Genomic DNA, 15,149 nt, shown 5'->3' with positions numbered 1-15,149 from the left:
GAATCGCCGCCGGTTCACACGAGGTTTTTCCATGCACGATCCCCACAGCGAACGCATGAGTGGCAGCGAGACCCGCGCGGCGAGCGGTCTGGCCCTGGTGTTCGCCTTCCGTATGCTTGGCATGTTCATGGTGTTGCCGGTGCTGGCGACCTATGGCATGGATCTGGCGGGAGCGACCCCGGCCCTGATCGGGCTGGCGATTGGCGCTTACGGTCTGACCCAGGCAATTTTCCAGATTCCGTTCGGGATCATTTCCGACCGCATCGGTCGCCGGCCGGTGATCTACCTCGGCCTGATCGTCTTCGCTCTGGGCAGTGTTCTGGCTTCCCAGGCCGATTCGATCTGGGGCGTGATCGCCGGGCGGATCCTGCAGGGCGCCGGGGCGATTTCTGCGGCGGTGATGGCGCTGCTTTCCGACCTGACCCGCGAGCAGCATCGCACCAAAGCCATGGCGATGATCGGCATGACCATCGGCCTGTCGTTTGCCGTGGCCATGGTGGTCGGGCCGTTACTGACCAGTGCGTTCGGGCTGTCCGGGCTGTTCCTCGCCACTGGCGCCATGGCGCTGGTCGGCATCCTGATCATCATGTTCATGGTGCCGCAATCCACCGGGCCGTTGCAGCACCGTGAGTCCGGCGTCGCCCGGCAGGCACTGATGCCGACGCTCAAACACCCGGACCTGCTGCGCCTGGATCTGGGCATCTTTGTGTTACATGCCATGTTGATGTCGAGCTTCGTGGCCTTGCCGCTGGCACTGGTGGAAAAAGCCGGTTTGCCCAAGGAGCAGCACTGGTGGGTCTACCTCACCGCGTTGCTGATTTCGTTCTTCGCCATGATCCCGTTCATTATCTACGGCGAGAAGAAACGCAAAATGAAACGAGTTTTGCTCGGCGCCGTCATGACATTGATGCTGACTGAACTATTCTTCTGGCAGTTCGGCGACAGCCTGCGTGCTCTGGTGATCGGTACGGTGGTGTTTTTCACCGCGTTCAATCTGCTCGAGGCATCGTTGCCGTCGCTGATCAGCAAGGTTTCACCGGCAGGCGGCAAGGGCACGGCCATGGGCGTGTACTCCACCAGCCAGTTCCTCGGTTCGGCACTCGGCGGGATACTCGGCGGCTGGTTGTTCCAGCATGGCGGTCTGTCGGTTGTGTTCCTCGGATGCGCCGCGCTGGCTGCACTTTGGCTGGCCTTTGCTGTTACCATGCGCGAACCTCCCTACGTGACGAGCCTGCGCTTGCCGTTGTCGCCCGAAGCGATCCGCGAAGCGGGTCTGGTCGAGCGCCTCAAGGCCCTGGTAGGGGTAACAGATGCAGTGATAGTCGCCGAAGAGGCGGCTGTTTACATCAAACTGGACAAAGAATTAGTGGATCGCACCACCCTCGAACGCCTGGTCAACAACCCGGCCGGGGCTGCGTGCGACGCTTAGGAGAACGTTATGGCCCGTGGGGTTAACAAAGTCATATTGGTCGGCACTTGCGGCCAGGATCCCGAAGTTCGCTACCTGCCTAACGGTAATGCCGTGACCAACCTGAGTCTGGCCACCAGCGAACAATGGACCGACAAGCAGACCGGTCAGAAGGTCGAGAAGACCGAGTGGCACCGTGTGTCGATGTTCGGCAAGGTTGCCGAGATCGCCGGTGAATACCTGCGCAAGGGTTCGCAGGTCTACATCGAAGGCAAGCTGCAGACCCGCGAGTGGGAAAAGGACGGCATCAAGCGTTACACCACTGAAATCGTGGTCGACATGCAAGGCACCATGCAACTGCTCGGCGGCCGTCCACAACAGGGCGACCAGCAAGGCGGCGGCAACAACTACCAGCAGCAGGCGCCACGTCAGCAGGCACCGCGCCCGCAGCAGTCGGCTCCACAGCAGCGTTCGGCTCCGCAAGCACCGCAGCAGGCCGCACCGCAACCGGCTCCGGATTTCGACAGCTTCGATGACGATATTCCGTTCTAGGCCATACCTTAGAGCTTTTTGTAAAGTTTAGCCACGAAGCCCCCGCCATGCGGGGGCTTCGTCTTTTCTGAGCGTTAAAAATATTCTGAGCAAATTCCTGTGAGGTACTACCCTGTAAAAATGTAAAGAATAGGTGGCTGCTATGAACCTCTCTCTTCGTAGGGTTAAGTCCTCAAATGGTGAGCGGCTCATCGTTCTCGTCGATGAGCTTGGGATGCCTCTGTTTTACCCTGCGCTTTACGTAACCGTGCACATGCGCGGACGCTCATTAGCTCTGAATACAATTCAAAGCGCACTCAGTGCCCTCAAAGCCATGTATGCATGGCAGCGTTACTACAACATTGATGTCGAATCGCGTTTTTCGTCTGGTGAGCTGCTGCTAAGTCACGAAATCCATTCGCTGCGTGATTTCATGCAGAAGCCCTTGGCCGATGAGGATGGGGGGAGTGTCGTTTCAATTTCCCGCAGGGTGCGAACCGTAAGTAAGGGCAATCAGTACGCGCGGATGTCAGTAATTGCGGACTATCTGGGTTTTCTCGCAGACCAGAATCTACCGGCCTCTATTTCGAGCCATGATGGTGTTGAGCGAATGGTGTCGCAGATCAAGGCCAACCGACCAAAGACGTCGGATAAATCCATTGTGAGTCGAGAAGACAAATATCTGGATGACACGGTGCTTGATACGCTCGAGATTACGCTGAGGCCTGGCTCAGCCAACAACCCGGTGCGAGAGTATGCCGTCCAGGTACGTAACGCGCTGATGTTTGCCATTCTCCGTATCACTGGGCTGCGCCGAGGCGAGCTGTTAAATCTAAAAGTCGAAGATATAGACTTTGGAATGAATACAATGCAGGTCGTCAGGCGCCCCGATTCAAAGGGGGATGCGAGGGCCTATCAGCCAGTCGTAAAGACGCGGGAGCGTGTCTTCCCGCTGATACCTGAACTTGCAGATCAGATTTATAACTATGTAGTCAGGCTCAGAAATAAAGTACCTGGCGCCAAAAAGCACGGCTATCTCTTCATAACGCATAAGTCGGGAGGTTCGCAGGGGCTACCGTTATCGAATGCCGGGTTTGGTAAATTCATGGGGATGCTGAAAAATATCGTCGAAGGTAATCGCGATATCCACGCTCATGCGCTACGCCATCATTGGAACTATTCTTTCTCGAAGACCTGCGAAATCCAAGGCATAACACCTCAGCGCGAAGAAAAAATCCGTTCATATCTCATGGGTTGGAGTGAGACTTCTGGCACTGCTGCGACCTACAACCGCAGGCATACCAAAGAACTGGCAAGTAAAGCGGTTCTTGAACTTCAATATAAACATCTAGATAAGGCTCTTAAGGGCGGTGCTTTATGAGCGTGCTTACATCATACACTGGTGCCACTGAAGAGTTTTACTCAAGAGAGGGGTATTTAGTTAGGGTTGATAGTGATCGGTGGAAGCTAAGTAAGGATGTTGAAATACCTATTTCTGTTGTGACACCGCTTTTAAGTGAGATTATGTACCTAGCCTTTCGGCAAGTACTCGCATTTTACGCCAGATCCGGTTCACCTTCGCACGTCCAAAATTTATTTTATCGCTGTAAGTATTACCTCGAGTCTACCGTAGGGGGCAAGCCTTTCAGTTCCGAGTCGCTGATTTCGTATCGCTCTACTTTGGACGCGAAAACGGAATGGTATTTGGGGACACTGCGTGGACTCATAAGGCAGTGGGATAGACTTGGATATGCAGGTATTCCTAAGGACGCGCTAACCCTATTAGACAAATGGACGCTCAAAGGGAATGAAAAAGGCTATGCGGTTCAATCGATGTGCCCCGATAGCGGACCGCTGACAGATATCGAAATGCAGGGCATTACAGCAGCAGTCATCAGGGACTACGTGGCGAATCGATTGGCGCTGATTGATGCGTGTTATGCACTGACTTTGGCCATGACAGGGCGGCGACCTAGTCAGATTACCGGATTGAAATTGCGCGATCTTATTTGTCGATCTGACAGATACTTCATCAGTTTTCCACGTGCTAAGCAGCGTAATCAGTCTTGGCGTACATCTTTCAAAGAGTTCTCGATAGTCGAAGACCTCTGGCTAATTCTGCAGCAGCAGGCCGAGGAAGTTCAGCGTGCATTTTCCCGCGTGCTGGGAAGAGAAGTTCCGCTGGACTTGGTGGGGGAGCTGCCGCTATTTCCAGCAATCGGTGCGTTAGATGCGCGATCCGATCTCAGAAGCCAGTTGGTAGGAGATCGTTTGCACGCACCCAGCGCTTCAGTGAAGGAGTCGATGGATCTGGTGGCAAAAACGACGGGCGTTTTCAGTGAGCGCACGGGGGGATTGCTGCACCTGAATCCGACCCGCTTTCGTTACACGCTGGGCACCAATTTAGCCAGAGAGGGCAGGGGCGAACTTATCATTGCGGAAGCACTTGATCATTCCGATACTCAAAACGCTGGAGTGTACGTCCGGAACATTCCTGAGATTGTCGAACGAATTGATAAAGCGGTTGCCTTGCAATTGGCGCCCATCGCACAAGCGTTTCAAGGCGTGCTTGTCGTGTCTGAGAGAGACGCGAAGCGCGGAGATGACCCAAACAGCAGAATTTCCAATGGTGCTGCAAACCTTGGCACCTGCGGTAGCTATGGTTTTTGCGGCGCCCTTGCCCCCATTGCGTGTTACACCTGCAGTCACTTCCAGCCGTGGTTGGACGGACCCCACGAAGCTGTTCTGAAGGGCTTGATCAATGAGCGCGACAAGGTCATGGAACGGACGGAAGACAGGAAAATCGCTTCCGTAAACGACCGATTGATTCTTGCCGTAAGCGATGTGGTTAACCGCTGCAATTCGATGAAAAAGGAGGTTGGTCGTGGCTGAAATCCTCCTGTTCAGACCGAAGAATGTAATCGATGCCAAAAGCAATCTCAGTGATTTCATTGAAATGTGTCGTGACAGGCTTACGGTATTCGGGGCTGATCTTGAGTGGGAGCGCGATACCTGCCCAGGGGTGGGCAACTTCACCGTTATGGGGGCCCCCGCTCGTGGATTTACCGACAGGCAGCTACTAAATTTCGAAATCGTCCCTTTCGCCAAGGCGTATGTGCGGTACCAGCAGGGGCATAAACCCAACAAGCTCAAGAATGAGTTTAAAGCGATTCGCTGCATCGAGAAGGCGCTTTTGCAAGTCAAAGGGCGAGCGGATATCACGTTAACAGATATTCAAGTTATGGATGTAGCCGCTGAGGTTGCCCGAGAATACAAGTCGACTGCATATCAAGCGGGCAGTAGCTTGGTGCACCTCATAAATTTTCTCAACGAAAGTAAAATCATTCCAAGGCCTATCAATTGGAGAAATCCGATCTCTAAGCCTAAGGAAATACACCGAACAGACATGGAGGCGAAAAAGAAGCGAGCTGAAAAAATGCCCGAACAGCACTTGCTTGAGTATATGGGCGAGATGTTTGCAAATAATCTTCAGGCTCCTCGAGATCGTTTCACGACTTCGATATTCGCCCTATTGATGTGCGCTCCATCACGTATTAGTGAAGTTCAGGATTTACCGATTAACTGCATGCACTTAGAGGTCGACAGCAAAGGTGTCGAGCGCCTTGGTCTGCGCTTCTACTCTGGTAAAGGTTATGGCGCTGATATCAAGTGGGTTTCGACCGTCACAAAGGATATAGCCGTCGAAGCTGTGCGTCGTCTGGCTGAGATGTCTGAAGAAGGCCGAAGGTTAGCTACCTGGTATGAAACACATCCCGATAAGTTTTATCGGCATGCTGGCTGCCCAAATGTTGGCGAGCTGGAGCCGCTATCGGATGAACAGGCTGCCATGGCGCTCGGTTTATCCCTACAGCATCTGAATGTCGATCCTTATTTCAAAGGTTACGAGCCCTATCAGGAGCTCAAGGCGAAGGGAGAACGGTTGACCTTGGCATTCCTGAACACATTTGCTCATAGCCAGCTACCGGAAGGCTGGCCTTGGAAGAACAAGGATCGGCATATCAGGTATTCGCAAGCACTTTGCTGCTTCCGCCTTCACCAGTTCCACCTCGATCGTGCGACCAGTCCTTTACTGCTTTGGACGCCGGGTAAAAGCACCTTCACGACCGACCTAAATTACATTCCCGGTCAAGAGAGCAATATCTGGCGTCGTCATGGCTACGCCAATCTGGATGGCAACGAAATTTCAATGACTTCGCATCAGTTGCGACACTTTTTGAACACGGTTGCGCAAAGAGGTGATCTCGGTCAGCTAGATCTCGCTAAGTGGTCAGGTCGCGCGAATATCCATCAGAACGCTACCTACAACCACATGAGCGACGTGGAGTACGTTGATCTGGCTAGGCAGGCTGGAGTAGGTGGCGTTCTCGCTAAAATTAAAGCGAACACACCGGTGACTCTTACTGACCTAAATGCCATAGGTGATGGGATCGCTCACGTAACCGAGTATGGGTTCTGCGTCCATGACTTCTCAATGTTGCCATGCCAGAAGCACCGCGATTGCTTGAACTGCACCGAACAGGTTTGTATCAAGGGAGACGATGAAAGATTAGAGCGCTTGAAGCAGCAACGCGATGGAATTTTCCATCAGCTAGAAAAGGCACGAGGGGCAAGTGAGGACGGCTTGTACGGCGCAGATCGGTGGAGTCAACATCAACATAAAACCTTGGAGCGGGTCACTCAGCTCATCGAGATACTTGAATCGCTGGAAACGCCGATAGGATCAGTGATTTGCTTGAGCGATGATCAGGAGTTCAGCCCGCTTAAGCGTGAACTGGATGCCCGATCTAAGACCCCAAATAACGTTCCGACAGTCACGTCAGGACTGCCTTCGCTTGATGATAAGCGAGCGCTGCTTAGGAGGAATGATGGCTAGGCATTTGACCCGCAGGGACATCGAAATCCTGGTCAATATCATCGATGTGTGGGAAGGGAAGTTGAGTTGGGACGCGCTGTGCGATGCCGTCGCACCTCTCATTGGTGGGCGACCGACTCGACAGACACTCAGCTCGCATGGCCAGGTTAAGACGGCGTTCTCGCATAAGAAAGAGCAGCAAAAAACAGGCATTGTTGCTGGGAAAAGGCCAGCAAGCTTGAGTATTGCCGAGCAACGAATCAAGCGTCTCGAAAATGAAAATGATCGACTTCGCGCTGAGAGCTCTAGATTGCTCGAGCAGTTTATCCGGTGGCAATACAATGCGTATAAGCATGGTTTGTCGAAAGACAAGCTTGATGCGCCATTACCCAATATTGAGAGATGAAGGCGAGAGCGCTACGTTTTCTATCTTTTCGCGGGCCACCTATCACATGCCGAGCTCTTTGCGCACCAGTGCCATCAGGTCTTCCGCTGACAGGGATCTATCTTTAACAAGGTAGCTTTTTGCAAGAATCGTCACGGGATGAATGCCAAGAGTTGAGGCGAATTCATCCAGCTTCTCGATAGAGGGGGTCTTCAGGCCGCGCTCGACGTCACTCACGTAGCTTTGACTTGCACCTATGCTTTCCTGCGACAGATCCTTACTCATTCTGAGCTCTCGCAGAGCCTGCCCAAATGCGTATTTCAGTTCCAATGTGCATTACTCGCAAAAGGAACGATAAGGCCTTCACAGGAATGAAAGTGCTATACTCGATAGAGTATAAAATGGAGTGATGCGATGTTTCGTACCTACGCAGATGCTGAAATTCAGATTGGCGAGGCTTTCGGACCAGATTGTCACCTGTGGCGATTTATTGAGCATGGACTTCATCAGCCCTGGTTCTATGTGACTGTGGCGAAAATAACTAAAGACGGTAAATATCGAGATATGTTAATGCTATCTGATGTTTTTAGTCTTGAACGTTTGGTTTTATCTCGAAGTGAGTTGGTAAAAGTTGAAGAAGTACAATTGGTCAGTCCTGGATACTTTAATAAAAGCGGGTCTTGGTTGATGGAGCAATTATTGAGTATCTCCAAGGGTAAGTTTGTGTCTGGTGATTGCTACTATGTGTATAGGGTTTTAGGGGGAGGGTGCTACATTTCTAGCGGAGTTGGCTGCATTTCTGATCGTATAGAGTCAAGTGAGGTTTTAGTATTTGAGGGTGGGGCTGATGATTAGCTGTTACGTTTGGCGGTAAGTTGCAAGGATTAGTGAGTTGATTTTTGCTTCCGACGCTTCTCGGTTGCAGTTGTTTTGTGTCGCTAATGGATGAGCGGCGGTGATCCAAGATGTGACTTCATGATTGACATAGTGATTGTCGATTGACTATTGTTGATATGCGCTTAGGCGAGAACCACCGGGTGGTTACAGGGATCTTCGGATCGCACCCCGCTTTTGATGAAAGTCAGATGGCCCAGTGCCAGGTAACAGCGTCCTGCCCCGTCGAACGCATGCAATCGACGGCTGAGAATCCCGCCTAGAGCGGGATTCGCCGTTTTTGGCTCTTCACTTTTACGGCTTCGGCCGACTCCTTACTTCCTTGGGGCATTGACTCTTGGGCTTTTTGGCGTAACTCAGAGCTGCTCACAGTCAGCCCGAGCGGTAGCGCTGAAAAGCCCTAAAGCGGGACTGGGCTATCGAGTCGAAGGCATCATCACTGAATAAACTCCTGACGCATGCCATCTGCATGCATCAACTCCACATGAAGATTCTGTCGTCCGACCACCACAGCAAACAGCGGGCGTCGATCCGCGCGGCTCGTGGCCAGAGTTTCCCATTCATCCAAATCGATGTGTGAAGGGCTAGGCACCTCTTGCGGGTGGGTATGCCATTCTCCGATGTACCGCACCAAGCCGTTGGTCTCCTGGGAAACATGATTACATTGATTTGATCGATACCACTTCCACATACCGGAATTTTTTCCTGGCTGCTCTGGTGGCTTCCTGCTCTGCCAGCAGCGTACTCAGAGTATCGGCTTCATGGACGATCTCAAGCGTCCTTCCTTCAAACTCATTGCTCACAAGGAGCGTCACTAGAATCCTGGGATTAAAAGCTTTGGGGGCTTTCTTTTTCGCCCCTTTTGATACGGGCACGGCAGCGACGTGCGGCTGGATTTCTTCCACGGGGGCAGTGCTCACTGGAGCAGATATTTCAGCGTTGCCGAACAACGCTTGGCGCATCTCTTCTTCGGTCCATTCTTCGTTCATGCTTCTACTCAAGGGCCTGATCACTAAACCAGTGCAATTCTAACAGCTAGCCTTGGCGAGGCAGTTTCCAGCACAGAAATGTGTTCTGAGTACTACTCTCCGGTGGGGAATAACGCTGGTCAATTCGCATCGGTACTCCCCACACCTCAAATGATCAGATCCAGCGCATCGGGTGATAGATTACAGGTTGATTCAGCAGAATCATTTCGGTATCTGCAAGGGGGAACTATCCAGTTGTATCGCTGAATGAGATATACGCTCCACGATGACCTCTAAGCTTCGAAAAGAGAGATCATCGATGATAGCGAATAGTCATGCATTGCTACTTGCCTGGGCTTGGATAGAATCAGTGGAAAGCCTCTGCCCAAGTGGCCATGAAATGAGTGTCCAAGTATTCGTGGATTGATTCTCCAAATGACCATGGAATCCACATTCCACCCTCACCAATGGCTCCCTGCCACTAAGGTACCCTTCCGACCCGCTTTATACCGTGATACAAGCCAATCACAGCCACACAGCGCTCGGAATGCCTTACGCCATCCGGGACAGGCTTTCCAACAGGGCGGAGAACCAAGATGCATTTGAAGCGGATCAGGGCGTCAAATTTTCGGGCATTTGGCGACGGTACGGTTGCCCCCTCACTTGATTGGGAGCTTGCCCCAGGACTTAACATCCTTGTCGGGGAAAACGATTCCGGCAAAACGTCTGTAATCGACGCGATTCGCTACGTGCTGTGGACAACCAGCTACGAGTTCATTCGCCTCTTCGAAACCGACTTTCACATTACGGGCACAGCACGTGCTCGCTCCCTGTTCATTGAAGCCACCCTTGTGGACCTAGACCCCGCGCAAGAGGCCTCGGTTCTCGAATGGATGACCCACGAAGCAGACGGGTCTCATAGTTTGATCGTATATCTGCAGGCGCGTTGGATACCTCCGAAGGCCAACAAACCTGGGCGGGTCGAGGCAATCACCTGCTCGGGCCCGAACGGCACGGGGCCAGAGATCGGCACGGCGGTTCGCGAGCTCATCCGAGCCACCTACTTGCGCCCCCTTCGAGATGCCGAAGCCGAGCTACGCCCTGGTCGCCAGTCTCGGCTGTCCCAAATTTTGGGCGCTCATAAACGCATTGATGGGCAGGAGCAAAATGACTTCGACCTAGCAGCTCCAGCTACCGTCCCCAGCAACCTGGTCGGGCTGATGGCGTTTGCTCAGCACCACCTAGGCGAGCATCAGGTCATTAGAGATGTCCAGGACGACATCAACGACAACTACCTGAACAAGTTCGCGTTTGCCGGCGATGCCCTATCCTCACGTATCCAGATCGCTCCGCAGTTGGGCCTGCAGCCCATTCTGGAACGCTTCGAATTGGCGCTGCTGCCATCCTCCACCATCGATCCAGGTGAGCGGTGCATTCGGGGGCTCGGCTATAACAACGCTCTGTTCATGGCGACCGAACTGGTTCTGCTGAGGGAAGGTGATGAACTCGGACTGCTGCTGATCGAGGAACCCGAGGCCCATCTCCATCCGCAACTGCAGGAGCGCGTTCAGCAGCTCCTCGAACGTACCTCCAAGGCGGCGGAGCCAGATAGCCGCCCTGTTCAGATCATCATGACTACCCACAGCCCATCTCTGGCGGCGGGTGCGGACATCGCAAGCCTGACCTTGGTAAACCGTGCCCACCTATTCAGCCTAGCTCACGGGAAGACCAAACTGCTGAAAAGCGATTACGAGTTTTTGAGGCGCTTTATCGATGCCACCAAAGCGAATCTGTTCTTCGCTCGCGGCGTTGCGATCGTGGAAGGGCCAGCAGAAGCGCTGCTGCTGCCCGCTCTGGCTGCAGCTTCAGGATTCTCGTTCAACGAACACGGCATTTCTTGCGTTAACGTCGGCGGAGTTGGACTTTATCACTACGCGCGAATCTTGCAGCCGATTGATGGCTCGGCGATTCCCATTCCTGTTGCCTGCATCACGGATCGTGACATCGTTCCCAATGAGGCCACCTACATATCTCCTCCCAAGAACAACCGTAAACGATTCGAAAAAGACTACACACCAGAGGAAGTCGAGGCGCTGGTCAAAACGAAGGTCAACCGCGCCCAGGGTGGTAGCACAATTGTCTGCGTATCCAACAACTGGACGCTGGAATTCGATCTCGCCCTTCATGGATGTGCCCAGTTGATGCATGACGCAATTCACCTAGCGAAGAAGGCCGATTCGAGGGGTGAACGGCTGACGGAGGACGACGAGAAGAAAACGATCGTCGAGGCAGGCGAGCGTTGGAAAGAACTCTCGAACGCCGGACACTCGCCAGTGGAACTGGCGTCACTCATCTACCAGCCGCTCGTTGAAAAAGAGGCATCAAAAGCGATCACCGCCCAATACGCTGCTCACCTGATTTCAACAGGCGACTATGGGAAAGGCGATGAGCTGTTCAATAAGCTGCCGCCTTACCTACAGCAGGCGTTACGGCATCTGACTGGCAGGTCTGAGCCATGACAGTCCCTATGATCAATGCTGCCGATCTTGCGGCTCTACGCGAACTGACACCCGACTTGAACTTCGATGATCAAGAGCGGCGTGCCGTATTGCTGGAGAACCAGTCTCGTGACATCAATGCCGCGCCAGGCAGTGGCAAGACCACGGTACTAGCCGCGAAGCTTATGATGCTGAGCCGCAGATGGACGTCAAGCCGCGCAGGCGTTTGTGTGCTCAGTCATACCAATGTCGCCCGTGATGAGATTCAACATCGGCTAGGTACAAGTCATGACGGGAGTCGCCTGCTCACGCATCCCCACTTCATCGGGACGATTCACGCCATGGTGAATCAGTTTCTGGCTCTGCCCTACCTGCGAAGCAATGGGATGACTGTCGATGTGATCGACAATGATATCTTTGCTCGCCGGGCATTGGCGTTAGCCCAAGCTAATTTTGGCTTGAAGCTTTACATGCAAAAGAATGCGAGCGTCGCGCCCATGCTAGAGGGGCTGGTCTACAAAGGTGCCTCTCTGGACCTCGCCAGCGAGTTTGGCTCGCTTCCTAAACCAGGCGCGAAAACCCTTCCGACAATCGTCGGTATCAAAGAAAAACTCTCCGCTGAAGGGGTTTTCCGGCACGCGGACATGTTCGCGTACGCAGAACGTTTGTTGACCCTTTTCCCCAAGGTTCGCACCCAGCTATCCCGACGGTTCCCTATCGTCTTCATCGACGAAATGCAGGACACGTCCTGGGAGCAAGAGCGTTTGTTGCAGCTGATGTTCGATGAGACCGTCACCATTCAGCGCTTCGGCGACATCAACCAACGAATCCTTGGAAGCTCGTAAGGCGCGGAAAACCTGACTTTCCCTAGAGGTGACGTACTACCGATCTCCTCCAGCAAGCGCTTCGGTCCCCACATCGCTAAGTCCGTGTCTAGAGCCCAACTGGCAGGTACCGCTATTACCGGAGAGGGCGAAGATCGTCACGCGTCTATGCTGATCGTCTATAGCACCGGACGAGTACAGGAAGTGATCTCGACGTTTGGAGATCATGTACTAGACCGGTTCAGCGATACCGATCTGGCCAGTGGAAAAGTCAAAGCCCTTTGCGCTCGCAAACAGGGGGATGCCATAACACAGTTAGCAGGCCGAACCCTCTTAGACTACTGGCCGGCCTCGGGCGGCGACCAATCACCCGGACTCAAGCTTGTGCGAATCTGGGCGCTGCTCGGGGGGCCCAAGCCTGCTGTAAATGCATCATTTTCATCAAGATTTGAGGAGATCCGCAGAGCACTATTTCTGATACTACGCGCAGCCAAGGCAGAGATTGTCGAAGGCTTAAAAACCGATCATCAGCTAATTCGAAAACTCCGTGACGCTGATGGAGATGTTTCAGCCTTCCGACTACTAATTCGTGATCTGTGCATGACAAACGTGAGCGATGCGGATGAAGCTAGGCGTATCCGTATCGTGAATTTTTTATACGTGAGGCTGCGCCCGTTGCTCCCAAATCACATGACGCCACAGATATTCGCCGCGCTCCCGGTTTTTGAGCGACCAGAGGCCATGGCTATTCACGGAGCCCACCGGTCCATGTGCGCTATCGAAAAAAATGGTCGCAGCTTAGTTATTCATATCGGTACCCTCGCCTCGATGAAAGGCGAAACGCATCTGGCAACCCTCGTCATGGAGTCTCTAGGCCATCCAAGTCGTCGCTTCGACCTACAGCTGGCATTACCCATCATTGCCGGGATTGGCACTCGCTCCGGGAAAATGCCTGAGACTCAGCTTTCTCAATTTCGGAACCTGTATGTCGGTATGTCGCGACCTACCAGTTTTCTATGCTTGGCAGTCAATGCAGAACGGGTTTCGGACGAGTGTAAGGCGGCATTGGCCGATCAAGGGTGGGCCATCACCCACTTGCTGTAGCAGGACAAGAAGTGCAGCCTTCGAGAACGAGGGCTTCCTGACAGTCTTTGAGTCATTAACGCTCCATCGTCCAGAACTGATCGAGCCGTGTGGCGTACGTCTGGCTCATCATCTCCCTCTGCATACCCCATACCTGTGCAGACGGACCATGGATGGCCATTGATTAGGGGAGGGGGGTTAATTGCAGGGGGTAAAGGGGGACCGGTAACCTTGCCAGGTTGCCGGGCGCGTGACTGGAGCAGTCTCAATGAGTTTGGACCGTCAAAGTAGATCGGATATGATCGAGAGCTCTCTACTTAGAATTTGTTTTGCGATCTCGAACGAAGGCTTCAACTCTCTTAGAGAGTAAAGCTGTTTCTTCGTCAAAAGCATTATTTATCTTGGTAGCTTTTTTTTCACCGTGTTTAGTTACGAAAAGCTGAGTTGCATGTTTGAAATCACTGTGATCCATGAGCATTTGAGGACCGACTTTTTTCATGATATGTTCACTTCCAATACGCATAGCTATTTGCGATCCGGCAGCTTCGTACATAATAAATCCTTGCTTTTCATACATTTCAACTAAATCCGGGAAGCACGCAAGAGCGATTTCAGTGAAGTTTGACTTCAGATGATCAATCATCAAGGTCATTAAACCCTGATTTCTGTGTTTGGCATCAATGCAGACGTAGTTTAATCCACAGGCGGTGGAGGAGTCATAAGCGCGATTATAAGTTAGAAACCCTATAGCCTTTGATTCATGATCTGTAACTAGTATGAGCCCGGATCCCATCCGGCTGCTTGTGTACGGATCTAACTGAAGTTCAATGTCTGCTAACATCCAAGCGGTAGTCAAGCCAAACATTGGGTGATTAGATTTGACTGGCCGATTTATCAGTTGGGAACTATTGCGCTTCGCCAAGCGCAAAATATCTTTTTTATGTGATGGTTCGAGGGTTTTAAGGTCGCAAATTTGCAAAACGTTCATAGACTATCCTTAGTGTTTCAAACAATTATATTGCCTTGAACGTTGAATAATCTACTGCCCCTCCGAATTTTCAATTTGGCATTTTGGCGTCATACCTCGACCGGTTGGAATAGCCCATCAGGTACACCCAAGCTCCGCCGCCGAACGCGGGGCCATTGGTTGCTGCGCCTGATACCCTAATGGACTACGCGTACATGTTGTACCCGGCTGGTGCAAGCAAGGAGATCTACCGTGATGACTCGGCGCCCGATCATCCTGACTTGCCATTTTTTCCCGATCATGAACATGAGCGGCCCTCGAAAAAACGAGGAGATCGTACCAAGCTTCCGTATGGCAACCCACTGTTGGATCTGAAACCGTTACAGCGCTTAGAAAAGGACCTACGCTTTGCCTGAAGGCACCGAAACTATGTCGGAACGCGGGCGACCACTTTAGGCCCAGGCTGTGTAAAAAAGGCGTTGCCCAAATTCAAGTGCTCGTTTCTACGTTAAATCTGAAGTTTATCGGCAAGTGAGCAGATACGGATTTTGCGTAGGGCCGTGATTTCCAGATCGTTTTTAGATGCCTATTTCGCCGAAAATCGTTTTTCACACACTCTGCGCCAATAGCGGACGATGCGACGGCCTGCTACGCGACTTCCAACTAGGATTTGAATCTAGGTGCTCACTTTCTGCTGAGGAAAAATACTATCATCTTT

General features: G+C 52.5%; 15 protein-coding genes. 11 read left to right on the top strand and 4 right to left on the bottom strand.

The features are described from left to right. The first annotated feature begins 31 nt into the window (after positions 1-31). The 6 genes from AB4O12_RS18410 to AB4O12_RS18385 all read left to right on the top strand — a co-directional run bounded on the left by AB4O12_RS18410 (position 32) and on the right by AB4O12_RS18385 (position 7,218). A complete protein-coding gene (locus AB4O12_RS18410) occupies positions 32-1,429 on the top strand; it encodes an MFS transporter (RefSeq protein WP_041477665.1) in 1,398 nt (465 codons plus the stop codon). A 9-nt stretch (positions 1,430-1,438) separates the two neighbouring features. Further along, complete coding sequence (locus tag AB4O12_RS18405) at positions 1,439-1,960, top strand: single-stranded DNA-binding protein (RefSeq protein WP_041477666.1); 522 nt, start codon at positions 1,439-1,441, stop codon at positions 1,958-1,960. Positions 1,961-2,102: 142 nt separating this feature from the next. Continuing rightward, positions 2,103-3,320, top strand: a complete 1,218-nt coding sequence (locus AB4O12_RS18400) for a tyrosine-type recombinase/integrase (RefSeq protein WP_460059395.1) — start codon at positions 2,103-2,105, stop codon at positions 3,318-3,320. Next, positions 3,317-4,831, top strand: coding sequence for a site-specific integrase (locus tag AB4O12_RS18395; RefSeq protein ID WP_460059393.1), 1,515 nt, complete (start codon positions 3,317-3,319; stop codon positions 4,829-4,831). Before AB4O12_RS18400 ends, AB4O12_RS18395 begins: the two co-directional genes overlap by 4 nt. Beyond that, complete coding sequence (locus AB4O12_RS18390; protein ID WP_460059391.1) at positions 4,824-6,833, top strand: integrase; 2,010 nt, start codon at positions 4,824-4,826, stop codon at positions 6,831-6,833. Before AB4O12_RS18395 ends, AB4O12_RS18390 begins: the two co-directional genes overlap by 8 nt. Further along, complete coding sequence (locus AB4O12_RS18385; protein WP_336464835.1) at positions 6,826-7,218, top strand: hypothetical protein; 393 nt, start codon at positions 6,826-6,828, stop codon at positions 7,216-7,218. The genes AB4O12_RS18390 and AB4O12_RS18385 overlap by 8 nt, the downstream gene beginning before the upstream one ends. Before the next feature lie 42 nt (positions 7,219-7,260). On the opposite strand, the gene AB4O12_RS18380 is transcribed toward AB4O12_RS18385, so the two are convergent. Beyond that, complete coding sequence (locus AB4O12_RS18380; RefSeq protein ID WP_460059389.1) at positions 7,261-7,482, bottom strand: helix-turn-helix domain-containing protein; 222 nt, start codon at positions 7,480-7,482, stop codon at positions 7,261-7,263. A gap of 129 nt (positions 7,483-7,611) precedes the next feature. On the opposite strand from AB4O12_RS18380, the gene AB4O12_RS18375 reads away from it, so the two are divergent. Further along, a complete protein-coding gene (locus AB4O12_RS18375; RefSeq protein ID WP_460059387.1) occupies positions 7,612-8,052 on the top strand; it encodes a hypothetical protein in 441 nt (146 codons plus the stop codon). A gap of 475 nt (positions 8,053-8,527) precedes the next feature. On the opposite strand, the gene AB4O12_RS18370 is transcribed toward AB4O12_RS18375, so the two are convergent. Together AB4O12_RS18370 and AB4O12_RS18365 are read right to left on the bottom strand one after the other, a co-directional pair. Next, on the bottom strand, positions 8,528-8,782 hold the full coding sequence (locus AB4O12_RS18370; protein ID WP_442101845.1) for a Mov34/MPN/PAD-1 family protein: 255 nt from the start codon (positions 8,780-8,782) through the stop codon (positions 8,528-8,530). Continuing rightward, a complete protein-coding gene (locus AB4O12_RS18365) occupies positions 8,751-9,080 on the bottom strand; it encodes a hypothetical protein (RefSeq protein WP_460059385.1) in 330 nt (109 codons plus the stop codon). Before AB4O12_RS18365 ends, AB4O12_RS18370 begins: the two co-directional genes overlap by 32 nt. Positions 9,081-9,655: 575 nt before the next feature. Here AB4O12_RS18365 and AB4O12_RS18360 point away from each other — a divergent pair. The 3 genes from AB4O12_RS18360 (at position 9,656) to AB4O12_RS18350 (ending at position 13,485) form a co-directional block, all read left to right on the top strand. Continuing rightward, positions 9,656-11,578: an ATP-dependent nuclease gene (locus AB4O12_RS18360; protein WP_460059383.1), complete on the top strand. Its 1,923-nt coding sequence runs from the start codon at positions 9,656-9,658 to the stop codon at positions 11,576-11,578. A gap of 8 nt (positions 11,579-11,586) precedes the next feature. Then, positions 11,587-12,402: a UvrD-helicase domain-containing protein gene (locus AB4O12_RS18355; protein ID WP_460059381.1), complete on the top strand. Its 816-nt coding sequence runs from the start codon at positions 11,587-11,589 to the stop codon at positions 12,400-12,402. Between the two features lie 147 nt (positions 12,403-12,549). Beyond that, the gene (locus tag AB4O12_RS18350) at positions 12,550-13,485 is read left to right on the top strand and encodes a hypothetical protein (protein WP_460059379.1); all 936 of its coding nucleotides are present in this window, start codon (positions 12,550-12,552) and stop codon (positions 13,483-13,485) included. A gap of 292 nt (positions 13,486-13,777) precedes the next feature. Here the strand turns inward: AB4O12_RS18350 and AB4O12_RS18345 are convergent, their stop codons facing one another. Beyond that, a complete protein-coding gene (locus AB4O12_RS18345) occupies positions 13,778-14,452 on the bottom strand; it encodes a GNAT family N-acetyltransferase (RefSeq protein ID WP_460059377.1) in 675 nt (224 codons plus the stop codon). A gap of 179 nt (positions 14,453-14,631) precedes the next feature. Here AB4O12_RS18345 and AB4O12_RS18340 point away from each other — a divergent pair, with 179 nt between their 5' ends. After that, entirely contained in the window at positions 14,632-14,847 is a 216-nt protein-coding gene (locus AB4O12_RS18340) for a toxin-antitoxin system TumE family protein (RefSeq protein ID WP_460059375.1), read from the top strand. The last annotated feature ends 302 nt before the right edge of the window (positions 14,848-15,149 follow it).

The sequence above is a fragment of the Pseudomonas sp. S2_A05 genome (assembly GCF_054668485.1).
This window is presented reverse-complemented; position numbering and strand designations above follow the sequence as displayed.